Genomic DNA, 16,723 nt, shown 5'->3' with positions numbered 1-16,723 from the left:
CAATCAGCCTGCGTCCGCGGACTTCGTCCAGACGCCTTCGCGTTCGAGTATTTTCGTGGCGGCGACCTGCTCAGCGGCGCGCTTGGAGCGATCCGTCCCACTTTCAGGGGCAACGCCGGATATTTCGACGATCACCGTGAAAAGGGGATCATGATCCGGTCCGGAGCGTTCGGCAATCCGGTAGACGGGCGTGGTGGCGAATTTCGCATGCGCCCATTCCTGCAATTCGGTCTTGGCATCGCGGCGCGCACCATCGGCCCGGCTCGCCTTTTGCTCCCAGAAGCGCAGAACAAAGCCGCGGGCGGCCTCCAGCCCTGCGTCGAGATAGATCGCCGCGATGAGACTTTCGACCACATCGGCCCGGACATTGAGCATGGCCTTGCCGGTCAGCTTCTTGACGTCGGAACCGGTGCGGATGAAGCGATGCAATTCCAACTCGTCGGCGATCGCGGCACAGGCCTCGGCGCTCACCAACTGGTTGAAACGGACGGAAAGCTCGCCTTCAGTCGCGTTGCGGAACGTCTTGAACAGCAACTCGGCGACACACAGGCCGAGCACCCGGTCGCCGAGAAACTCCAGACGCTCATAGTCGCCGCCCTTGGACGACGGCGTCGCGCTCGAATGGGTCAGCGCCCGATCGAGCCTCTGCTTCTCGGCAAAGGCATGACCGATCGCGGTTTCTATCCGCGTCCGGTCCTCCTCGCTAAGACCCTTCGGTTTTCTCATTCCACCACCTTGAACAGGCGATCCCAGCGCATGTTCGACGGCCACTTCCATACCTCGCGGAACGAGGTGTCGTTGCCAAGCGAGAAGAAGATCATGGAGGCGCGGCCGATGAGGTTTTCAGCCGGCACGAAACCGACGTCGAAACGGCTGTCGAGCGAATTGTCGCGGTTGTCACCCATCATGAAGTAGTGGCCTTCCGGCACGATGAATTCCCGCGTGTTGTCGCCACGGCTGTTGGGCGATTGGTCGAGGGTGTCGTAGCTGACACCATTGTCCATCGTTTCGCGGAAAATCGGAACGTCAGTGCCCGGGTCAAGGCTGTAATCGGACGTGAAGCGGCCGTCCTCGGCACGTGGTACCGGCTTGCCGTTGATGTTGAGGATGCCGTCGATCACCTGGATGCGGTCACCCGGCAGGCCGACGAGGCGCTTGATGTAGTCGATCTTCGGATTCGGCGGGAAACGGAAGACGACGATGTCGCCGCGCTTCGGCTCGCTGGCGAAGATACGGCCCTCGAACAGATCCGGCGAGAAGGGCAGCGAGTATTTCGAATAGCCGTAGGAGAATTTGTTGACAAAGATGTAGTCGCCGACCAGCAGCGTCGGCATCATCGAACCCGAGGGAATGGTGAAGGGCTGGAACAGGACCGTGCGGATCACCATAGCCAGGAGCAGCGCCTGGATGATGACCTTGATGTTCTCCCAAAGGGCACTCTGCTTCTTTTCAGCTTCCACGCTGTCAATTCCTTTTCTGGCAAATCCTGCCTTGTCTAGTCGGTTCGCGTCGCTGCGGCAACGGCCGAGGCGCGGAAAATACCCGATGTCGCGGGTGGTCAGCCGGTCGCCGGGCGGGCCTCGATGATGACGAAGGCCTGTGCAAGCGGATAGTCGTCGGTGATGGTGAGATGGACGACCGGATCGTGGCCAGGCGGCATCATTCTCTTCAGGATCTCGGCGGCCCCACCGGTCAACGCCATAGTCGGCTTGCCGCTCGGCGTATTGACCACGCCCAGATCCTTCCAGAACACCCCTTCGGCCATCCCGGTTCCAAGCGCCTTGGACATCGCCTCCTTGGCCGCGAAGCGCTTGGCATAGGATTCGGCGCGGTTCTTGCGTCCGTCGGACTTGCGCTGTTCGATGTCCGTGAAACAGCGTTGGGTAAACCGCTCCCCGAAACGTTCGAGCGAGTGCTCTATGCGGCGAATGTCGATGAGGTCGCTACCAATGCCGATGATCATGGGCAGGCATCCAGCCAGGCTGCGCCCGGAAATGAAACCAGGCACTGGCGCAATGAAATGGCGGAATGGGCATTCGCCCGGGAAACAAGGGACAGCATAGGCCACATGTAGTGGATGCCACCTCGTTTCGACAAGTCGGAGCCGACGAAATTCGTCTGGCCGCGCAACAGCGCGAAGGCGCGCATGTATCTGCGCGCCGCGAAAGATGTGTTAGAGACGTTCAGAAGCGGTTGCGAAAAAGACCGCGTTCAATCTCGCGCTGGCGAAACTCCAGGTCGACCATGTCGTGGGCGCCGTTGAGATAGGCCATTTCGCGTTCGGTGGACGTCGGGATACGAAGGGCATGGGCAATCTTGCGAAGGGGCTTGAACATTTCTCTATCCTTTTTCTCTTATGTTAGCCCCATGTAATTGTGCGGCGCACAATGCACCAGTCCGCAAAGCGGTTTCCTGACATGCGGCTGACGCATGACCGGCTAAGAAAGGTTTAACGTTCCGGATTTCGCGTTTACGCATACGGCCACGCGAAGGCACCCCCTCCCCGCCGGCGATGACTCGCAGGCCCATAAAGATCCGGCGAGCTGCACGGCCATTCGCTTCAGGGCCTCAGTCGTAGACGCGCGCGACCGTCGAAATGCAGTCCAGGCCCTTCAACTCCACGAGCAACTGGTTGAGCTGGCGCAGGTCCCAGACCTCGACGTCGATCTCCATTTCAGTGAAGTCGGTCGCGACGCCAACCATCGACAGCGTGCGGATGTTAATGTCGAGCCGAGCCACCGTCTGAGCGACCGTCGCCAACGTGCCGGGTTCGTTGATCGCATTGATCTGGATACGCGCCATGAAACGAGACTTGTTCGCCTCGTCGAGATCCCAACGAACGTCGATCCAACGTTCCGGCTCATCGTCGAACTTCTGCAGAGCGGAGGCCTGGATCGGGTAGATGGTGATACCCTTGCCACGCTCCATGATGCCGACGATGCGATCGCCGGGAACCGCGCCGGCCGGTGAGAAATGCACTTCAGCATTGCTGCTCAGCCCGCGGATCGGCAAACGGTCGCCGTCCTCACCCGCGTCTGCCAAATTTTGTCCAGCCTTGCCCGGGATCTTGAAGACCATGCCGTTGGCGCTGTTCATCGCGAACCAGCCTTCATCCGTCGAAGGCTTCACAGTCACGCGCTCATCCTGGTAGTCGGGAAAAACCGCGCGCAACACGTCGATCGACGACAGCTCACCACGACCGACGGCCGCTATCGCATCCTCGACGTCGCGCTGGCCCAGACGGTGCAGAACCGGGCGCAGACCGTCGCGCGAAAAAATCTTGCCGGCCCGCTCGAAGGTACGCTCGAGAATGCGATGGCCGAGCCCGGCATATTGCTTGCGGATCGCCATGCGGGTCGCCCGACGGATGGCGGCGCGCGCCTTGCCGGTGACGACGATCTCCTCCCAGGCCGCCGGCGGCACCTGCACGCCAGAGCGGATAATCTCCACCTCGTCGCCGTTCGACAGGCGGGTGACGAGCGGCATGATCGAGCCGTTGATCTTGGCGCCAACCGTGGTGTCGCCGATATTGGTGTGGACCGCATAGGCAAAGTCGATCGGCGTCGCCCCGCGAGGCAGGGCGATCAGCTTGCCCTTCGGAGTGAAACAGAAAACCTGATCCTGGAACAGTTCGAGCTTGGTGTGCTCGAGAAATTCTTCGGGGTTGTCCCCTTCGGCGAGCGCCTCGATGGTGTGCCGCAGCCACGAATAGGCATTGCTCTCGCGTGACAGCAGTTCGCCATCGCCACCACCCTCGCCGTCCTTGTAGAGGGCGTGGGCGGCGATGCCGTATTCGGCGATCTCATGCATACGCTTGGTACGGATCTGCAACTCGATGCGCTGGCGCGACGGGCCGACGATCGTGGTGTGAATCGAGCGATAGTCGTTCTGCTTCGGCGTCGAGATATAGTCCTTGAACCGGCCTGGCACGACGCGCCAGCGGGTGTGGACGATGCCGAGCGCGCGATAGCAGGCCGGAATGTCGTCGACGATGATGCGGAAACCGTAGACGTCGGAGAGCTGTTCGAAGGACAGGGACTTCGACTGCATCTTGCGGAAAACAGAATAGGGACGCTTCTGACGTCCCTTGACCGAGGCATTGAGCAATCCGTTGGCGACCAGCAGTTCGTGCAGTTCGTCCTCAATCTTCTTGATCAGGCCTTCATTGCGCTGGGACAATTCGGCGAGACGCTGGGTAACCGTCTCATAGGCTTCCGGATTAATGTAGCGGAAGGACAGGTCCTCCAACTCATCGCGCATGTCCTGCATACCCATGCGGCCAGCGAGCGGCGCATAGATTTCCATCGTCTCCTCGGAAATGCGCGCACGCTTGTCGTCGCGCATGTGTTCGAGGGTGCGCATGTTGTGCAAACGGTCGGCGAGCTTGACCAGCAGGACGCGCACATCATCGGAGATCGCCAGCAGCAACTTCCGCAGGTTCTCCGCTTGTTTGGCCTTTTTCGTGACGAGATCGAGCTTCTTCAGCTTGGTCAGGCCTTCGACGAGACGGCCGATATCCTCGCCGAACAGTTCGTCGATCTCCTGGCGTGTCGCCGTTGTATCCTCGATCGTATCGTGCAGCAGGGCGACGGCGATCGTCGACTCGTCGAGATGCATCTCCGTCAGGATGGCGGCGACTTCGAGCGGATGCGAGATATAGGGATCGCCGCTGGCGCGTGTCTGCTTGCCATGCTTCTGCATGGCATAGACATAGGCTTTGTTGAGCAGAGCTTCATTGGCATCGGGCTTGTATTTCTGAACCCGCTCCACGAGCTCGTATTGCCGCATCATGCCAAGGCGCTCCATAAACGAAAAGCGCGCCAATCGACAGGGATTGGCGCACGAGATCTGATTTCCGAGACTTTAAAGCCCGATTGCTTGACGATTAGTAATCGTCGCTCTTTTCCGGCGGCACGAGTCCTTCGATACCGGCCAGAAGATCCTCTTCCGACATCTGATCGAAGCTTACGGTTTCCGGCAGTTCGTCCTCGTCTTCGCTCTTGGCGGCAGCAGCGCCGATCAGCGCGCCGGCATCCTGTTCCGGCTCGTCGACTTCGACATGCTTCTGCAGAGAATGGATGAGGTCTTCCTTGAGATCGCCGGGCGACAACGTCTCGTCGGCAATTTCGCGCAACGCGACAACCGGGTTCTTGTCCTTGTCGCGATCGACGGTGATCGCAGCGCCCTGCGAGATCTGGCGGGCGCGATGGCTTGCAAGCAGAACAAGCTCGAAACGGTTATCTACTTTGTCGATGCAGTCTTCAACGGTGACACGGGCCATTGCCTGTCCTTTGCGCTCGGGAATTTAAGGATTTAGCAGCCCGATACAATCAATGGAAGGCAAATTCAAGTTTTTCGTCGTTTAAGGCCGGCGTTCGCGACCATAACCAGCCAAAACACATTCAAAAGGCACAATATTCAACCTATGCGTGCTTGGAATATCAACTTCCCTGTCCTAGATAAAACTTATATGAATATTTCATAATTTAAGTGACATATTCATGAGTAAAAAGGCAAGGTTTTGATTTGATTGCCTTTTATCACTAATTACTTTTGTAACAAAAGGATATTCTCACGATGTTTGACCCCCGAGAAAAGATCGCGCTCTTCATCGACGGTGCGAACCTCTACGCGGCGTCCAAGAGCCTCGGTTTCGACATCGACTATCGCAAACTACTCAAGGCATTCCAGAAACGCGGCTACCTGCTGCGCGCCTACTATTACACGGCATTGATCGAGGATCAGGAGTACTCCTCGATCCGCCCTCTGATCGATTGGCTCGACTATAATGGCTATAAGGTCATCACCAAGCCGGCCAAAGAGTTTACCGACTCGATGGGGCGCCGCAAGGTCAAGGGGAATATGGACATCGAACTTGCCATCGATGCCATGGAACAATCGGAGACAGTCGACCACCTGGTCATCTTCTCGGGCGATGGCGACTTCACCACTCTGGTCGAGGCGCTGCAGCGCAAGGGCCGCAAGGTGTCCGTCGTCTCCACCATGGCGACGCAACCGCCGATGATCGCCGACGACCTGCGCCGACAGTCGGATCACTTCATCGACCTGATCTCACTCAAGGCCGAAATCGGCCGCGATCCGAGCGAGCGTCCCGTGCGCCAGGTTGAGCCAGCGCCCTCCGGCGACACGGACGGCTGATTGCGCGAAGCGCCCCACAAAGAGCGCCGATGCCCCGCATTTGACAGTGCCCACATCCGGGGCCTCAAGACAGTGAAAGACGGTGCCGGAAAAACGCAACAATTGGGAAACGTTGCGGTAGTTCACTTCCCCGGCAACAAAACGCCATTGCCGCAGGCCGTGGCAGCACGGTTTTCCTTGCCGGCTCAGCGACAGCTATAAGGTCGCACGGCCGTATATTTGATCATTATCATTCCCTTCATCAATTTACGTCTAATACTTCATGCTCCGTTAATCGCGTCAGCCATCGGCGCTCCGGCGGCGATTTACTCTCGTCCGGGCGCGGGCTATCTGCACGACCGCTCCGCCTCCCCCCTAAATTTTATGGGCTATTGCAATGACCGACCTTTACCGCTCCGCCTCCCAGCTCAACGAACGCCTGCATTTCCTTGGCCTCGATACCGAACAGCGTGAGCGCCTTGCCAGCCTTCAGCCTCTCATCAAAACCGCCATAGGCCCCTCACTCGACAAATTCTATGCGCGGACCAAGTCGCATCCGGAGACGGCGCGCTTCTTCGCCAGCGATGCGCATATCGCCCATGCCAAGCAGAAGCAGGAGGCTCACTGGTCGCTGATCAGCTCCGGCAAGCTGGACAATCACTATGTGGAGGCCGTCTCCGCCATCGGCCGCACCCATGCGCGCCTCGGCCTCGAGCCCCGCTGGTATATAGGCGGTTACGCGCTGGTGCTCGAGGGGATCATGGAGGACGTGATCACCGACGAGCTGCGCGGCTTCATGCAGGGGCGCAAGGCAAAACGGCTCGCGGAGAACCTCACGACGATCGTCAAGGCCGCCATGCTGGACATGGACTATTCGATTTCGGTCTATCTCGATGCTCTGGCCGAACAGCGTTCTCGCGCGGAGGAGGAACGTCAACAGTTGGAGCATGAGCAGGAAGTGGCGCTGGGGGCTCTCGGTCAGGCCCTCGACCGGCTCTGCACTGGCGACCTGACGGCGACAATCGACAAGGAACTTGCGCCCAAGTTCGACAGTCTGCGCAACAATTTCAACTCGGCGGTCAATGCTCTCGGCTCCGCCTTCTCGGAAATCTACACCGAAGCCTTGCGCACCGCGTCGAACACCCGGGAACTGACCTCCGCGACAGACGAGATGGCCAAGCGCACGGAGCAGCAGGCGGCGGCACTGGAAGAAACAGCAGCCGCGCTCGAACAGATCACCACGGTGTCCAAGCAGACGGAATTGCGCACCCAGGAAGCGCGCGTGGCAATCATCGCCTCCGCTGAGGAAGCGGTACGCTCCGGCAAGGTCGTCGATCAGGCGGTCGAAGCCATGGGCGACATCGAAGCGTCCTCCAAGAAGATCACCCATATCATCAGCGTGATCGACGAGATCTCTTTCCAGACCAATCTGCTGGCTCTCAATGCCGGCGTTGAGGCGGCGCGTGCCGGCGAAAGCGGGCGTGGCTTTGCTGTCGTTGCCCAGGAAGTGCGTGAGCTTGCCCAGCGCTCTGCCGCGGCCGCCAAGGAGATCAAGACGCTGATCGATCGCGCGTCGCAGGATGTCGCACGCGGCGTATCGCTTGTGAACAAGACCGGCGAAGCTTTGAGCACGATCGGCCAGCAGGTGCATACGATCAACGGCCATATCGCCGCAATCAGCACATCTTCGCAGGAGCAGTCGGCTGGCATCAGCGAGATCAACGCGGCAATCAATAGCATGGACCAGATGACCCAGCAGAATGCCGCCATGGTGGAGGAAACCAACGCCTCGACCCATGCGTTGCTTGAGGTCTCGCATGACCTGACGAAGCTCGTCTCGCGCTTCACCATATCAAAGGAAATCGCCATGCAGCGGCAGTCGCAGGACTACCGTCCGCGCTACGCCGCATAGCCTTGAGGCCGGCAGGCGAAGCCCCGGCTGAGCCTGTCCCTCTCAGTGTCAAACGGCCGCGCCCCAAGGGCGCGGTCCATCAAAGAGCTTCGAAACGGATCGGTTGGGCGCCACGCCACAACACCCTGCGGCCCATTTCTTCCAACTGCTCTCGCCCCTCGACCACCGTCAGGAAATGATTGCCCGCCAGCGACCCCATCTTGCTGGCGAAGGACGAGCTGCCATAGGCGAACAGCAGCTCTGTTTCGCTATGGCCACCGGGATAAAGCAGGATGTCGCCGCGCGAGGGATGGCAAGTGTGATTCTCAAAGCCGGCGCCGAACTGGAAATCGCCGAGCGGCACCCAGACCGCCTCGCCGCTCCAGCGCGAATGGATCGTCTGGTTGGTGAATGGCAGGAACGTCTTGAAGATCCGGCAGGTCTCGGGCGCCTTTTCCAACTCGAACCGCGCGGTGAAGACAAACGGACCAACGCTGACCTTCAGCAACTCCACCATGCTCAACCGCCCGTTTTCAAGAGCCGCGACTTCTGCCGGTTCCAGTCGCGCTCCTTCTCCGTCTCGCGCTTGTCGTGCAGCTTCTTGCCCTTGGCCAGCGCCAGTTCGAGCTTGGCCCGCCCCTTCTCGTTGAAATAGATCTTGAGCGGCACGAGCGTCATACCCTCGCGATTGATCGCTGTGCGCAGGCGATTGATCTCACGCTTGTTCAGAAGCAGCTTGCGGCGGCGGCGGGGCTCATGGTTGAAGCGGTTGGCCTGGAGATATTCCGGCAGATGCGAGTTGATCAGCCAGATCTCGTCGCCCTCGTCCGAGGCATAGGATTCGGCGATGTTTGCCTTGCCCTCGCGCAGCGACTTAACCTCCGTGCCAGTCAGTTGAATACCGGCCTCGTAGGTGTCGATGATCTCGTAATTGAAGCGGGCCTTGCGGTTTTCCGCGACGATCTTGTTGACGGTGCGCTGGCTGCCTCTGGGTGCCATAGTGTGATCCGATCCGCCCGGAATGCTTGTTGTTGGCCGGGCGGCGGGCATCCGTCCGGCTCTTGTCTTCCCTATGTAATATAGTGGCCACGGCAAAAAAAGAAGCCGGGCGGAATGCCGCCCGGCGCTCTTCGTATCAAAGCCGAGAAAGCCTCAGCCGAGAAGGCCAGCGTGCGTCAGCGCCGCGTCGATCGCAGCTTCCGTTGTCGGCTCGAGGGCCGACAGAAGCGGCAGACGTACCACCCGGTTCATACGGCCGATGCGCGACAGCGCATATTTCGCACCGCAAACGCCCGGTTCCATGAAGATCGCCTTGTGCAACGGCATCAGGCGATCCTGAAATGCGAGCGCCTTCTTGTAGTCGCCGGCCAGTGTCGCCGCCTGGAGTTCGGCACAGAGTTTCGGCGCGACATTGGCCGTCACCGAAATGCAGCCGACCCCGCCATGAGCGTTGAAGCCGAGCGCGGTGGCATCCTCTCCCGAAAGCTGGATGAAATCGTTGCCGCAAGTGATGCGCTGGTCGGAAACGCGCTCCAGTTTGCCCGTCGCATCCTTCACGCCGACGATGTTCTTATGGGCCTTGGCAAGCGCGCCCATGGTCTCCGGGCTCATGTCGACGACGGAGCGGCCTGGGATATTGTAGATGAAGATCGGCAGTTTCACCGCATCGGCAACCGCGGCGAAATGGGCGAAGAGGCCCTTCTGCGTCGGCTTGTTATAATAGGGTGTGACGATCAGGAGCGCATCGGCGCCAACGCTTTCGGCATGAGCGGCAAGTTCGATCGCTTCCTTGGTATTGTTGGATCCTGCACCCGCGATCACCGGCACGCGCTTCTTCGCCACCTCGATGCACAGTTCGATGACCCGTTTGTGCTCCGCATGGGAGAGCGTCGGCGATTCGCCGGTGGTGCCGACCGGCACCAGGCCGCTCGAGCCCTCGGCGATCTGCCACTCCACATGGGCGGCAAAGGCTTTCTCGTCGACCGCACCGGTTTCGGTGAAGGGCGTGACGAGCGCGGGAATAGATCCCTGGAACATGCAGTAAAACTCCTCAGGGCCGGCATCCATGCTTCGGCCGTATTCCTTGGCTACAACGCGCGCACAATACTTGGGACATAGGGGCGCGACAAGCCGAGGTACCGGGCTTTTATGACGGTTTTGCGTCCCTTCATTCGAGGTATTTCTGCCCTTTCGGCAAGATTTCGTTAATCTCGCGAATGGCTAATGGAGGTATGCGCATTTTCCAGCGGGCAATCGACATGAGGAAAACCCTTCTTCTGGCATCCACCTTTGGTTTCGGGCTGGTGGCGCTGTCGAGCGCTGGCCAGGCCGCGGCGCCCGCCACCGTTCCCGTACCCTCACCCAAGCCCGCCCTATCTTCGGTCGGCGCCTCCGCCCCCTCGCCGGAGGTGACCGGAGGTATTCCCCGCTCCGCCCCCATCCTCGCGGCAAGCCAAGCGCTCAAGGCGGGGCTCGACGCGCTATCAGACAAGAAAGCCGCCGAGGCGCTCGCCATCCGCGACAGTATGCCGGACGGCCTTGACCGGCACATGCTGACTTGGTCGATCGCGGTCTCAGGGATGCGGGACATTCCCTCATCGGAAATCGCCGCCGCGCAACGCGAACTGAAGGGCTGGCCGGGTCTCAAGGCTTTCCGCGCCAATTCCGAGCGCGCGCTCTATCGTGAAAACCCGCCGGCCGCCGACGTGATCGCCGCCTTCGGTCCCACCTCGCCCGAAACCACCGAAGGCACGGTCATCCTCGCGCGCGCGCTCGTCGCCACCGGCGAGAAGAGCCAGGCGGCACGGTTGCTGCGCGGACTGTGGCGCGGGGATGTGCTCGACACGGCGATGGAAGACCGTATCCTCGATGAATTCGCCGGCCTGCTGACGCCTGCCGACCACAAGGCCCGCATGGATTATCTCCTCTATCGTGGCCGGATGACGCAGGCGAAGCGCTTTTCAAACCTGGGCAATGCGCAGTCGCTCTACAACGCCTGGTCCGCGGTACTCTCCAGATCGTCAAAGGCAGCCGCACTGCTTCAGGCTGTCGATCCGAGCTGGCAAGCCGATCCTGCTTATCTCTTCGCCCGCATCGAACAATTGCGCAGGCAGGACAAGTTTGACGAAGCGGCAAAGTTGATCGCCAAGGCGCCGAACGATCCGGCAAAGCTGGTCAACACCAGCGAATGGTGGAACGAGCAGCGAATTGTCGCGCGGGGCCTCGCCGACCGCGGCGAGTTCCAGGCGGCCTACAAGATAGCTGCCGGTCATTTTGCCACCTCGTCCGTCGATGTGGCCGATGCCGAGTTTCATGCAGGCTGGTATGCGTTGCGCGGACTCAACGATCCGGCGCTTGCCGCCGGCCATTTCCGCAAGATTCTGCAAAGCTCGAGCAAGCCGATTTCCGCCTCCCGCGCCTGGTACTGGCTCGGCCGCGCCTCGGAGGTCAGCGGTGACGGCAAGGCGCAGGACTATTTCACCAAGGCCTCGCGTTTCGCCAGCACCTTCTATGGGCAGCTTGCCGCCGCGCGTCTGAAGCACGACCGGCTCGACATCCCCTACCCGATGCCGAGCAACGAGGACCGCCAGAATTTCGCGGCCCGCGAAGCCGTCCAGGCGATCGCGCGTTTCGAGGCGGCGGGCCACGGCTGGCGCGCCGAAAGTCTCTATCGGGCGCTTGCCGAGCAACTCGACCGGCCGGGCGAACTCGCCCTTCTGACCGCCAAGGCGGAGAAATCCGGAGACCACCACCTCTCGCTGCAGATCGGCAAGATCGCTTTTGCTCGGGGCATCGACGTGCCTGCCCTCGCCTTCCCGATCGGTGTGATACCAGCAACCGCCAATATCGCCGGCTCGGGCAAGGCACTCGCCTATGCGATCGCCCGCCAGGAGAGCGCCTTCAATCCGGCGGCCGTGTCGCCGGCCGATGCCCGTGGCCTGCTGCAACTCATGCCGGGCACGGCGAAAGCGGTTGCCAAGCGTCATGGACTGGCCTTCGCACCGGAAAAGCTCACACGCGATGCCGCTTACAATGCTACGCTGGGCGCGCACTATCTTGGCGAGCAGATCGACGCCTTCGGCGGCTCCTATGTTCTGACCTTCATCGCCTATAATGCCGGCCCGAAGCGTGTTCCCGAGTGGATTTCCCGCTACGGCGACCCGCGAGGACTGCCGATCGATGATGTCGTCGACTGGATCGAGCGCATCCCCTTCCCCGAGACCCGCAATTACGTCCAGCGGATCATGGAGAACTACCAAATCTACAAGAGTCGACTCGGCCAGAAGACCGACATCGTCGCCGATTTGCGTTTCGGTCGTTGAAGCCTCTTTGGACAGAGCGGGAACTGGGCTAGCTTTCATCCTCTCGTCGAGCAGGAGGATGTGATGACGGCAGGCTATAATGAGGGTTTCACCGAGCGCTTCGTTCAGACAACTGATGATCTTTCGCTCTATGTGCGTATCTACGGTGACGAACTGACCGGGGTACCCGTCGTCTGCCTGCCAGGTCTAACCCGCAACACCCGCGACTTTCACCAACTCGCCGTCCTGCTTTCGCGTGGCGATACCGCCTTCAAGGTCATCGCGATCGACTCACGCGGGCGCGGCAGGTCCGGTCGCGACCCGGACAAGAGCCACTACACGCTCCCCATAGAGGCGCAGGATGTTGTAAATGTCCTCGACGACCTTGGCATCGACCGCGCCGCCTTCATCGGCACGTCACGCGGCGGATTGATCCTGCATCTGCTGGCCGTCAGCCATCCTGACCGCCTCGCGGCCGTTATCCTCAACGACATAGGACCGGTGATCGAGAAAGAAGGCCTGAAACAGATCCAGGCCTACCTCGGACACGAGCAACGGCCACCGACGGATCTGGATGAGGCGGCCACTGTCTTGCGCGCAATCCACGGGTCCGCCTTTTCGGCGCTAGAGCCGCAAGACTGGCGCGATCTCGCGCAGGCGATCTACCGCGAGGCCGACGGGAGAATCGTCGCCGACTTCGACCCGGCGATCGCCGCACATTTTGTCGGTGCGGATCTGGAACAGCCACTTCCTGACCTCTGGCAGAACTTCGACGCTCTTGCCTCCACTCCCCTGATGGCCATCCGCGGCGATGCCTCCCGTCTTCTCTCACCTGAGACACTGGGCGAAATGGCGGTACGGCACCCCGGCATGGTATCGCTCACCGCCAAGGGCCAGGGACATGCCCCCATCCTGCATCTGGACGATATTCCGACGCGGATCGCGGGCTTTCTCACAACCGCGTTGAATTGAGCGAGGCCGCGCCTTGAGCAAAGCGGATTCCGCAAGCCGCAGCTGATCGACCGAGCACGCCTTGACGCTTAGCGCCGCTCGTCCGGCAACAGCTCACCGACCACCGTCCGCGCAAACGGAAAAAGCCCGGTCTTGCGACCGGGCTTTCCCTATAAGATCAGGAGATCTTATTAGAACGAACGCTGCAGGCGAACGAAGCCGCTCCACTCGCCGTCGGTGTTGTCTGCATCGAAGTAGTTGACAGTGGTCTTCACAGCCAAGCCCTGAGCCAGAGCGTAGTCCATGGTCAGACCAGCGGTCCAAGCATCGTTGCTGCCGGTGAAGTCGCCGTTGGCGTCAGCAAGACCGTAGTTCCAGAAGTACTGGGCACCGGGGGTCAGAGTCAGCTTGTCGGTCAGCTTTGCGGAGTACGAAGCCGCGATCGTCCATTCTGCCAGGTCGTAATATGCGTTGACGCCCGAAGAATAGATACCAGCTACGCCGAGCGTGCCCGGGCCGATTTCAGCATTGACCAGCAGACGAACAGCACCGTCTTCGCGAGCGAAGTCGTAAGCGCCGAGCAGGGCGGCGTTGACAACGCCGAAGGTGCCGGAAAGCTGAGCTTCTACACCGATGCTGTCGTTGTCGCCGTACGAACCATTGAAGGTCGGGGTCCAGTCAGCATAGGTGCCGTTGATCTCATCGACGAATACGCCGAGCGAAAAGGCGTCAGACGAATACTCGTAACCGATCGCATTGATCAGGTTGGAGCCGAGATCGTCGGTTTCGCCAGCGAGACCGGTATCCCAGTAGTTGTACATGTAACCAACTTTGAAGCCGCCGACGGTGATGTAGGCTTCATCAACCTTGAAGGCTTCATTGGTGTAGTCTTCCAGGCCCTTGCTCTGGAAGGCGAAGAAGGAACCGATCGTGCCGAGCTCAGAGTCGTTCTTGGCAGAAACTTCGAGACGGGCGCGGGTCCACATGTCCCAATCTTTTACGCCGCGGCCATTGTCTGCGAAGTCGATTTCTGCACGGACGTAGCCGCCGATCTTCAGGCAGGTTTCGGTGCCGGGGATGTAGAAGTAGCCGGTGCCGAAAGCGTCGCAAACGCGAACGTATTCCATCGGCTCGGGTTCAGCTGCAACGATAGCGTCAGCAGCCTGTGCGCCGGATACTACAGCGAGAGCTGCAGCGGAGCCGAGAAGAAGGCTCTTGATGTTCATATTGACCTCCAGTCAATTATAACTGGAAAGCCCTGATGGAAATGAAATAATTTGTTTTATTTCAACAGCTTGAAGAAAATCGTCGCATTTGCAGACGAACAAGGTCAGGGGCGAGAGCTCATGGCGACGTGCGAAACAGTCGGAGCCAGCGGCCAGGAAGGTGCGCAGCAACTAGGGGCGATTTGGAATTTTCAGGCAAGTGGCGGAGAGGAAGGGATTCGAACCCTCGATACCATCTCTGGTATACTCCCTTAGCAGGGGAGCGCCTTCGACCACTCGGCCACCTCTCCGGTCGGGCTTGATTATTTGCTTGGTTGATCGAATGCAAGGCCTTTTCGCCGATCTGTGCGTTTTCCACCGCCGCAGGAAGAACCCTCCGGTTTCGTGTGAGGCCGCTTCATCCTCTCCCTATTATAAAGTATGCGCCCGTTCGGCCGCCGCTCACGCCAGGCACTGAAGAGTGTGATTCCCGAAAGGGCTGACGAATCGTGACGCGGCATGAAGGGGATTCGTTGCCCAGAAATTGATCCGGTGACCGGCGACAAGCAAAAACCCCCGTCGCCAGGATGTGTGGCTGGTCCTCTGCTTGCGCGGGAATCGCCCCGGAAAGCCGGGATTCAGGTGTTCCGTTATGGGATGAATGCGATGAATCACATCGGTCCGGAAGCCTGCTTGCTCCGCTAAGTGCCTTTTTCGTAAGGGATTTCTTAATGAGAAGTAAACGCCGGCCCCCGTTTGATAGCCGGTTTGTGTCCTTTCAGCAACAGGGCATTGGGAAGGCAGTTAGGATTTGATGCTTTCGGTGGTTTGTTGATTGCATCACCGTCGGCGTTTTGTATTTTCAACTTCGGAAGCGAGGCGGTGGATCGTCCGTCTTCTGAAAACCGACGGGGATGGGGCAGGGAATGCTGTCCTTCAGCCAAAGAACCCAGACCCATACGAAACTTGACTGGAGGTCAATATGAACATCAAGAGCCTTCTTCTCGGCTCCGCTGCAGCTCTCGCTGTAGTATCCGGCGCACAGGCTGCTGACGCTATCGTTGCAGCTGAACCCGAGCCGATGGAATACGTTCGCGTTTGCGACGCTTTCGGCACCGGCTACTTCTACATCCCCGGCACCGAAACCTGCCTGAAGGTCAGCGGCTACGTCCGCTTTGAGACCGGTTTCGACAGCTATGACCGCGGCGCAGGCAAGGATGACTTCGACTGGAACGCCCGTACCCGCGCCAAGGTCAACTTCGAAGCCAAGAACGACTCTGAACTCGGCACGATCGGCTCCTACATCGCGTTCCGCACCTGGGCCGAAAACGACGGCACGGACAAGGACACCAACAAGCTCGAAATTGATGAAGCCTACATCACCGCCGGCGGCTTCAAAGTCGGGTACATGTACAACTACTGGGATAACGACCTGTCGGGCGAAACCGATGACCTCGGTTCGAACCGTCTCAATGCGATCGGTTACGAATACGCTGCCGACGCCTTCTCGGTTGGCGTTTTCGTCGAAGAGCTGACCCGCACCTACTCGAGCGGCTACGACTTCTATAAAGGCAACGACAACATCGGCCTCGACGCTCAGGTTGCCGCTACCTTCGGCGTCGTCAGCGGCGAACTGCTCGGCGCATACGACTTCGCAGCCGAAAACGGTGCCGTCCGTGGCAAGCTGTTCGCCGACATCGGCCCGGGCACGCTTGGCGTCGCAGCCATTTGGTCTTCCGGTGCGAACGCTTACTACGACGTTTCCGAATGGACCGTTGCAGCTCAGTACGAAGCCAAGCTCACCGACAAGCTGAGCCTGACCCCCGGCTTCCAGTACTGGTGGAACTACGGCCTCGTCTCCACTGACGAGTTTGATGATAACAACGACGCTTGGACGGCTGGCCTGACCCTCGACTACAAGGTCGCTGAAGGTCTCACCACCAAGATCGCGGTCAACTACCTCGAAGAAGACCACGGCAAGTATGAAGACGGCCTGTGGAACGGCTTCGTTCGTCTGCAGCGTTCGTTCTAATCCGGTCTCCATCGGATTTGACAGGAGGTTCGGCCTAACGGCCGAGCCTCAGCGCCGCCCGGGCAGATCCGGAAAGGCATCCCGTGAGGCATATCTAGAGATATTGGGCATTGGTGATGGCTTGTCGGGCTGTTGCCGCTTTGCCACCACTTATCTTGGATTTCGCATATTCCGCCGCTGCGTGTAGTTTGCCTGTATACTTTTT

The 16,723-nt window shown here is 59.8% G+C and carries 15 protein-coding genes and 1 tRNA gene; 5 read left to right on the top strand and 11 right to left on the bottom strand.

Features of this window, described 5'->3' with window-relative positions; translation table 11 throughout:
- Window positions 1–3 precede the first annotated feature (3 nt).
- The 6 genes from rnc to rpoZ form a co-directional block, all read right to left on the bottom strand.
- Window positions 4–726: a ribonuclease III gene (gene rnc / locus RNA01_RS07050; protein WP_147179261.1), complete on the bottom strand. Its 723-nt coding sequence runs from the start codon at window positions 724–726 to the stop codon at window positions 4–6.
- Complete coding sequence (gene lepB / locus RNA01_RS07045; protein WP_147179260.1) at window positions 723–1,460, bottom strand: signal peptidase I; 738 nt, start codon at window positions 1,458–1,460, stop codon at window positions 723–725. The genes rnc and lepB overlap by 4 nt, the downstream gene beginning before the upstream one ends.
- A gap of 98 nt (window positions 1,461–1,558) precedes the next feature.
- Window positions 1,559–1,963: a holo-ACP synthase gene (acpS, locus tag RNA01_RS07040; RefSeq protein ID WP_147179259.1), complete on the bottom strand. Its 405-nt coding sequence runs from the start codon at window positions 1,961–1,963 to the stop codon at window positions 1,559–1,561.
- Window positions 1,964–2,183: 220 nt separating this feature from the next.
- Window positions 2,184–2,336, bottom strand: a complete 153-nt coding sequence (locus tag RNA01_RS07035) for a DUF3563 family protein (RefSeq protein WP_147179258.1) — start codon at window positions 2,334–2,336, stop codon at window positions 2,184–2,186.
- Between the two features lie 232 nt (window positions 2,337–2,568).
- On the bottom strand, window positions 2,569–4,791 hold the full coding sequence (locus RNA01_RS07030; protein ID WP_147179257.1) for a RelA/SpoT family protein: 2,223 nt from the start codon (window positions 4,789–4,791) through the stop codon (window positions 2,569–2,571).
- 94 nt (window positions 4,792–4,885) lie between these two features.
- Complete coding sequence (rpoZ, locus tag RNA01_RS07025; RefSeq protein ID WP_147179256.1) at window positions 4,886–5,281, bottom strand: DNA-directed RNA polymerase subunit omega; 396 nt, start codon at window positions 5,279–5,281, stop codon at window positions 4,886–4,888.
- Between the two features lie 296 nt (window positions 5,282–5,577).
- On the opposite strand from rpoZ, the gene RNA01_RS07020 reads away from it, so the two are divergent.
- Together RNA01_RS07020 and RNA01_RS07015 are read left to right on the top strand one after the other, a co-directional pair.
- Window positions 5,578–6,159: a LabA-like NYN domain-containing protein gene (locus RNA01_RS07020; RefSeq protein ID WP_147179255.1), complete on the top strand. Its 582-nt coding sequence runs from the start codon at window positions 5,578–5,580 to the stop codon at window positions 6,157–6,159.
- 376 nt (window positions 6,160–6,535) lie between these two features.
- Window positions 6,536–8,050: a globin-coupled sensor protein gene (locus tag RNA01_RS07015; RefSeq protein ID WP_147179254.1), complete on the top strand. Its 1,515-nt coding sequence runs from the start codon at window positions 6,536–6,538 to the stop codon at window positions 8,048–8,050.
- Between the two features lie 79 nt (window positions 8,051–8,129).
- On the opposite strand, the gene RNA01_RS07010 is transcribed toward RNA01_RS07015, so the two are convergent.
- From RNA01_RS07010 to dapA, 3 genes are all read right to left on the bottom strand, one after another.
- Complete coding sequence (locus RNA01_RS07010) at window positions 8,130–8,546, bottom strand: DUF3830 family protein (protein WP_210245736.1); 417 nt, start codon at window positions 8,544–8,546, stop codon at window positions 8,130–8,132.
- A 2-nt stretch (window positions 8,547–8,548) separates the two neighbouring features.
- A complete protein-coding gene (gene smpB / locus RNA01_RS07005) occupies window positions 8,549–9,028 on the bottom strand; it encodes an SsrA-binding protein SmpB (protein WP_147179253.1) in 480 nt (159 codons plus the stop codon).
- Window positions 9,029–9,181: 153 nt separating this feature from the next.
- Complete coding sequence (dapA, locus tag RNA01_RS07000; protein ID WP_147179252.1) at window positions 9,182–10,066, bottom strand: 4-hydroxy-tetrahydrodipicolinate synthase; 885 nt, start codon at window positions 10,064–10,066, stop codon at window positions 9,182–9,184.
- A 221-nt stretch (window positions 10,067–10,287) separates the two neighbouring features.
- On the opposite strand from dapA, the gene RNA01_RS06995 reads away from it, so the two are divergent.
- Both RNA01_RS06995 and RNA01_RS06990 read left to right on the top strand, forming a co-directional pair.
- A complete protein-coding gene (locus tag RNA01_RS06995) occupies window positions 10,288–12,351 on the top strand; it encodes a lytic transglycosylase domain-containing protein (RefSeq protein WP_147179251.1) in 2,064 nt (687 codons plus the stop codon).
- A 63-nt stretch (window positions 12,352–12,414) separates the two neighbouring features.
- A complete protein-coding gene (locus tag RNA01_RS06990) occupies window positions 12,415–13,302 on the top strand; it encodes an alpha/beta fold hydrolase (protein ID WP_147179250.1) in 888 nt (295 codons plus the stop codon).
- Window positions 13,303–13,472: 170 nt separating this feature from the next.
- On the opposite strand, the gene RNA01_RS06985 is transcribed toward RNA01_RS06990, so the two are convergent.
- Both RNA01_RS06985 and RNA01_RS06980 read right to left on the bottom strand, forming a co-directional pair.
- Entirely contained in the window at window positions 13,473–14,507 is a 1,035-nt protein-coding gene (locus tag RNA01_RS06985) for a porin (protein ID WP_147179249.1), read from the bottom strand.
- A 200-nt stretch (window positions 14,508–14,707) separates the two neighbouring features.
- Window positions 14,708–14,797, bottom strand: a tRNA-Ser gene (locus RNA01_RS06980).
- A 671-nt stretch (window positions 14,798–15,468) separates the two neighbouring features.
- On the opposite strand from RNA01_RS06980, the gene RNA01_RS06975 reads away from it, so the two are divergent.
- The gene (locus tag RNA01_RS06975; RefSeq protein WP_147179248.1) at window positions 15,469–16,518 is read left to right on the top strand and encodes a porin; all 1,050 of its coding nucleotides are present in this window, start codon (window positions 15,469–15,471) and stop codon (window positions 16,516–16,518) included.
- Window positions 16,519–16,723 lie beyond the last annotated feature (205 nt).

Origin of the sequence: Paenirhizobium naphthalenivorans (assembly GCF_007992095.1) — a bacterium.
Lineage (GTDB): Bacteria > Pseudomonadota > Alphaproteobacteria > Rhizobiales > Rhizobiaceae > Allorhizobium > Allorhizobium naphthalenivorans.
The sequence above is the reverse complement of the archived record's forward strand: the minus strand, read 5'-3'. Positions and strand labels throughout refer to the sequence as shown.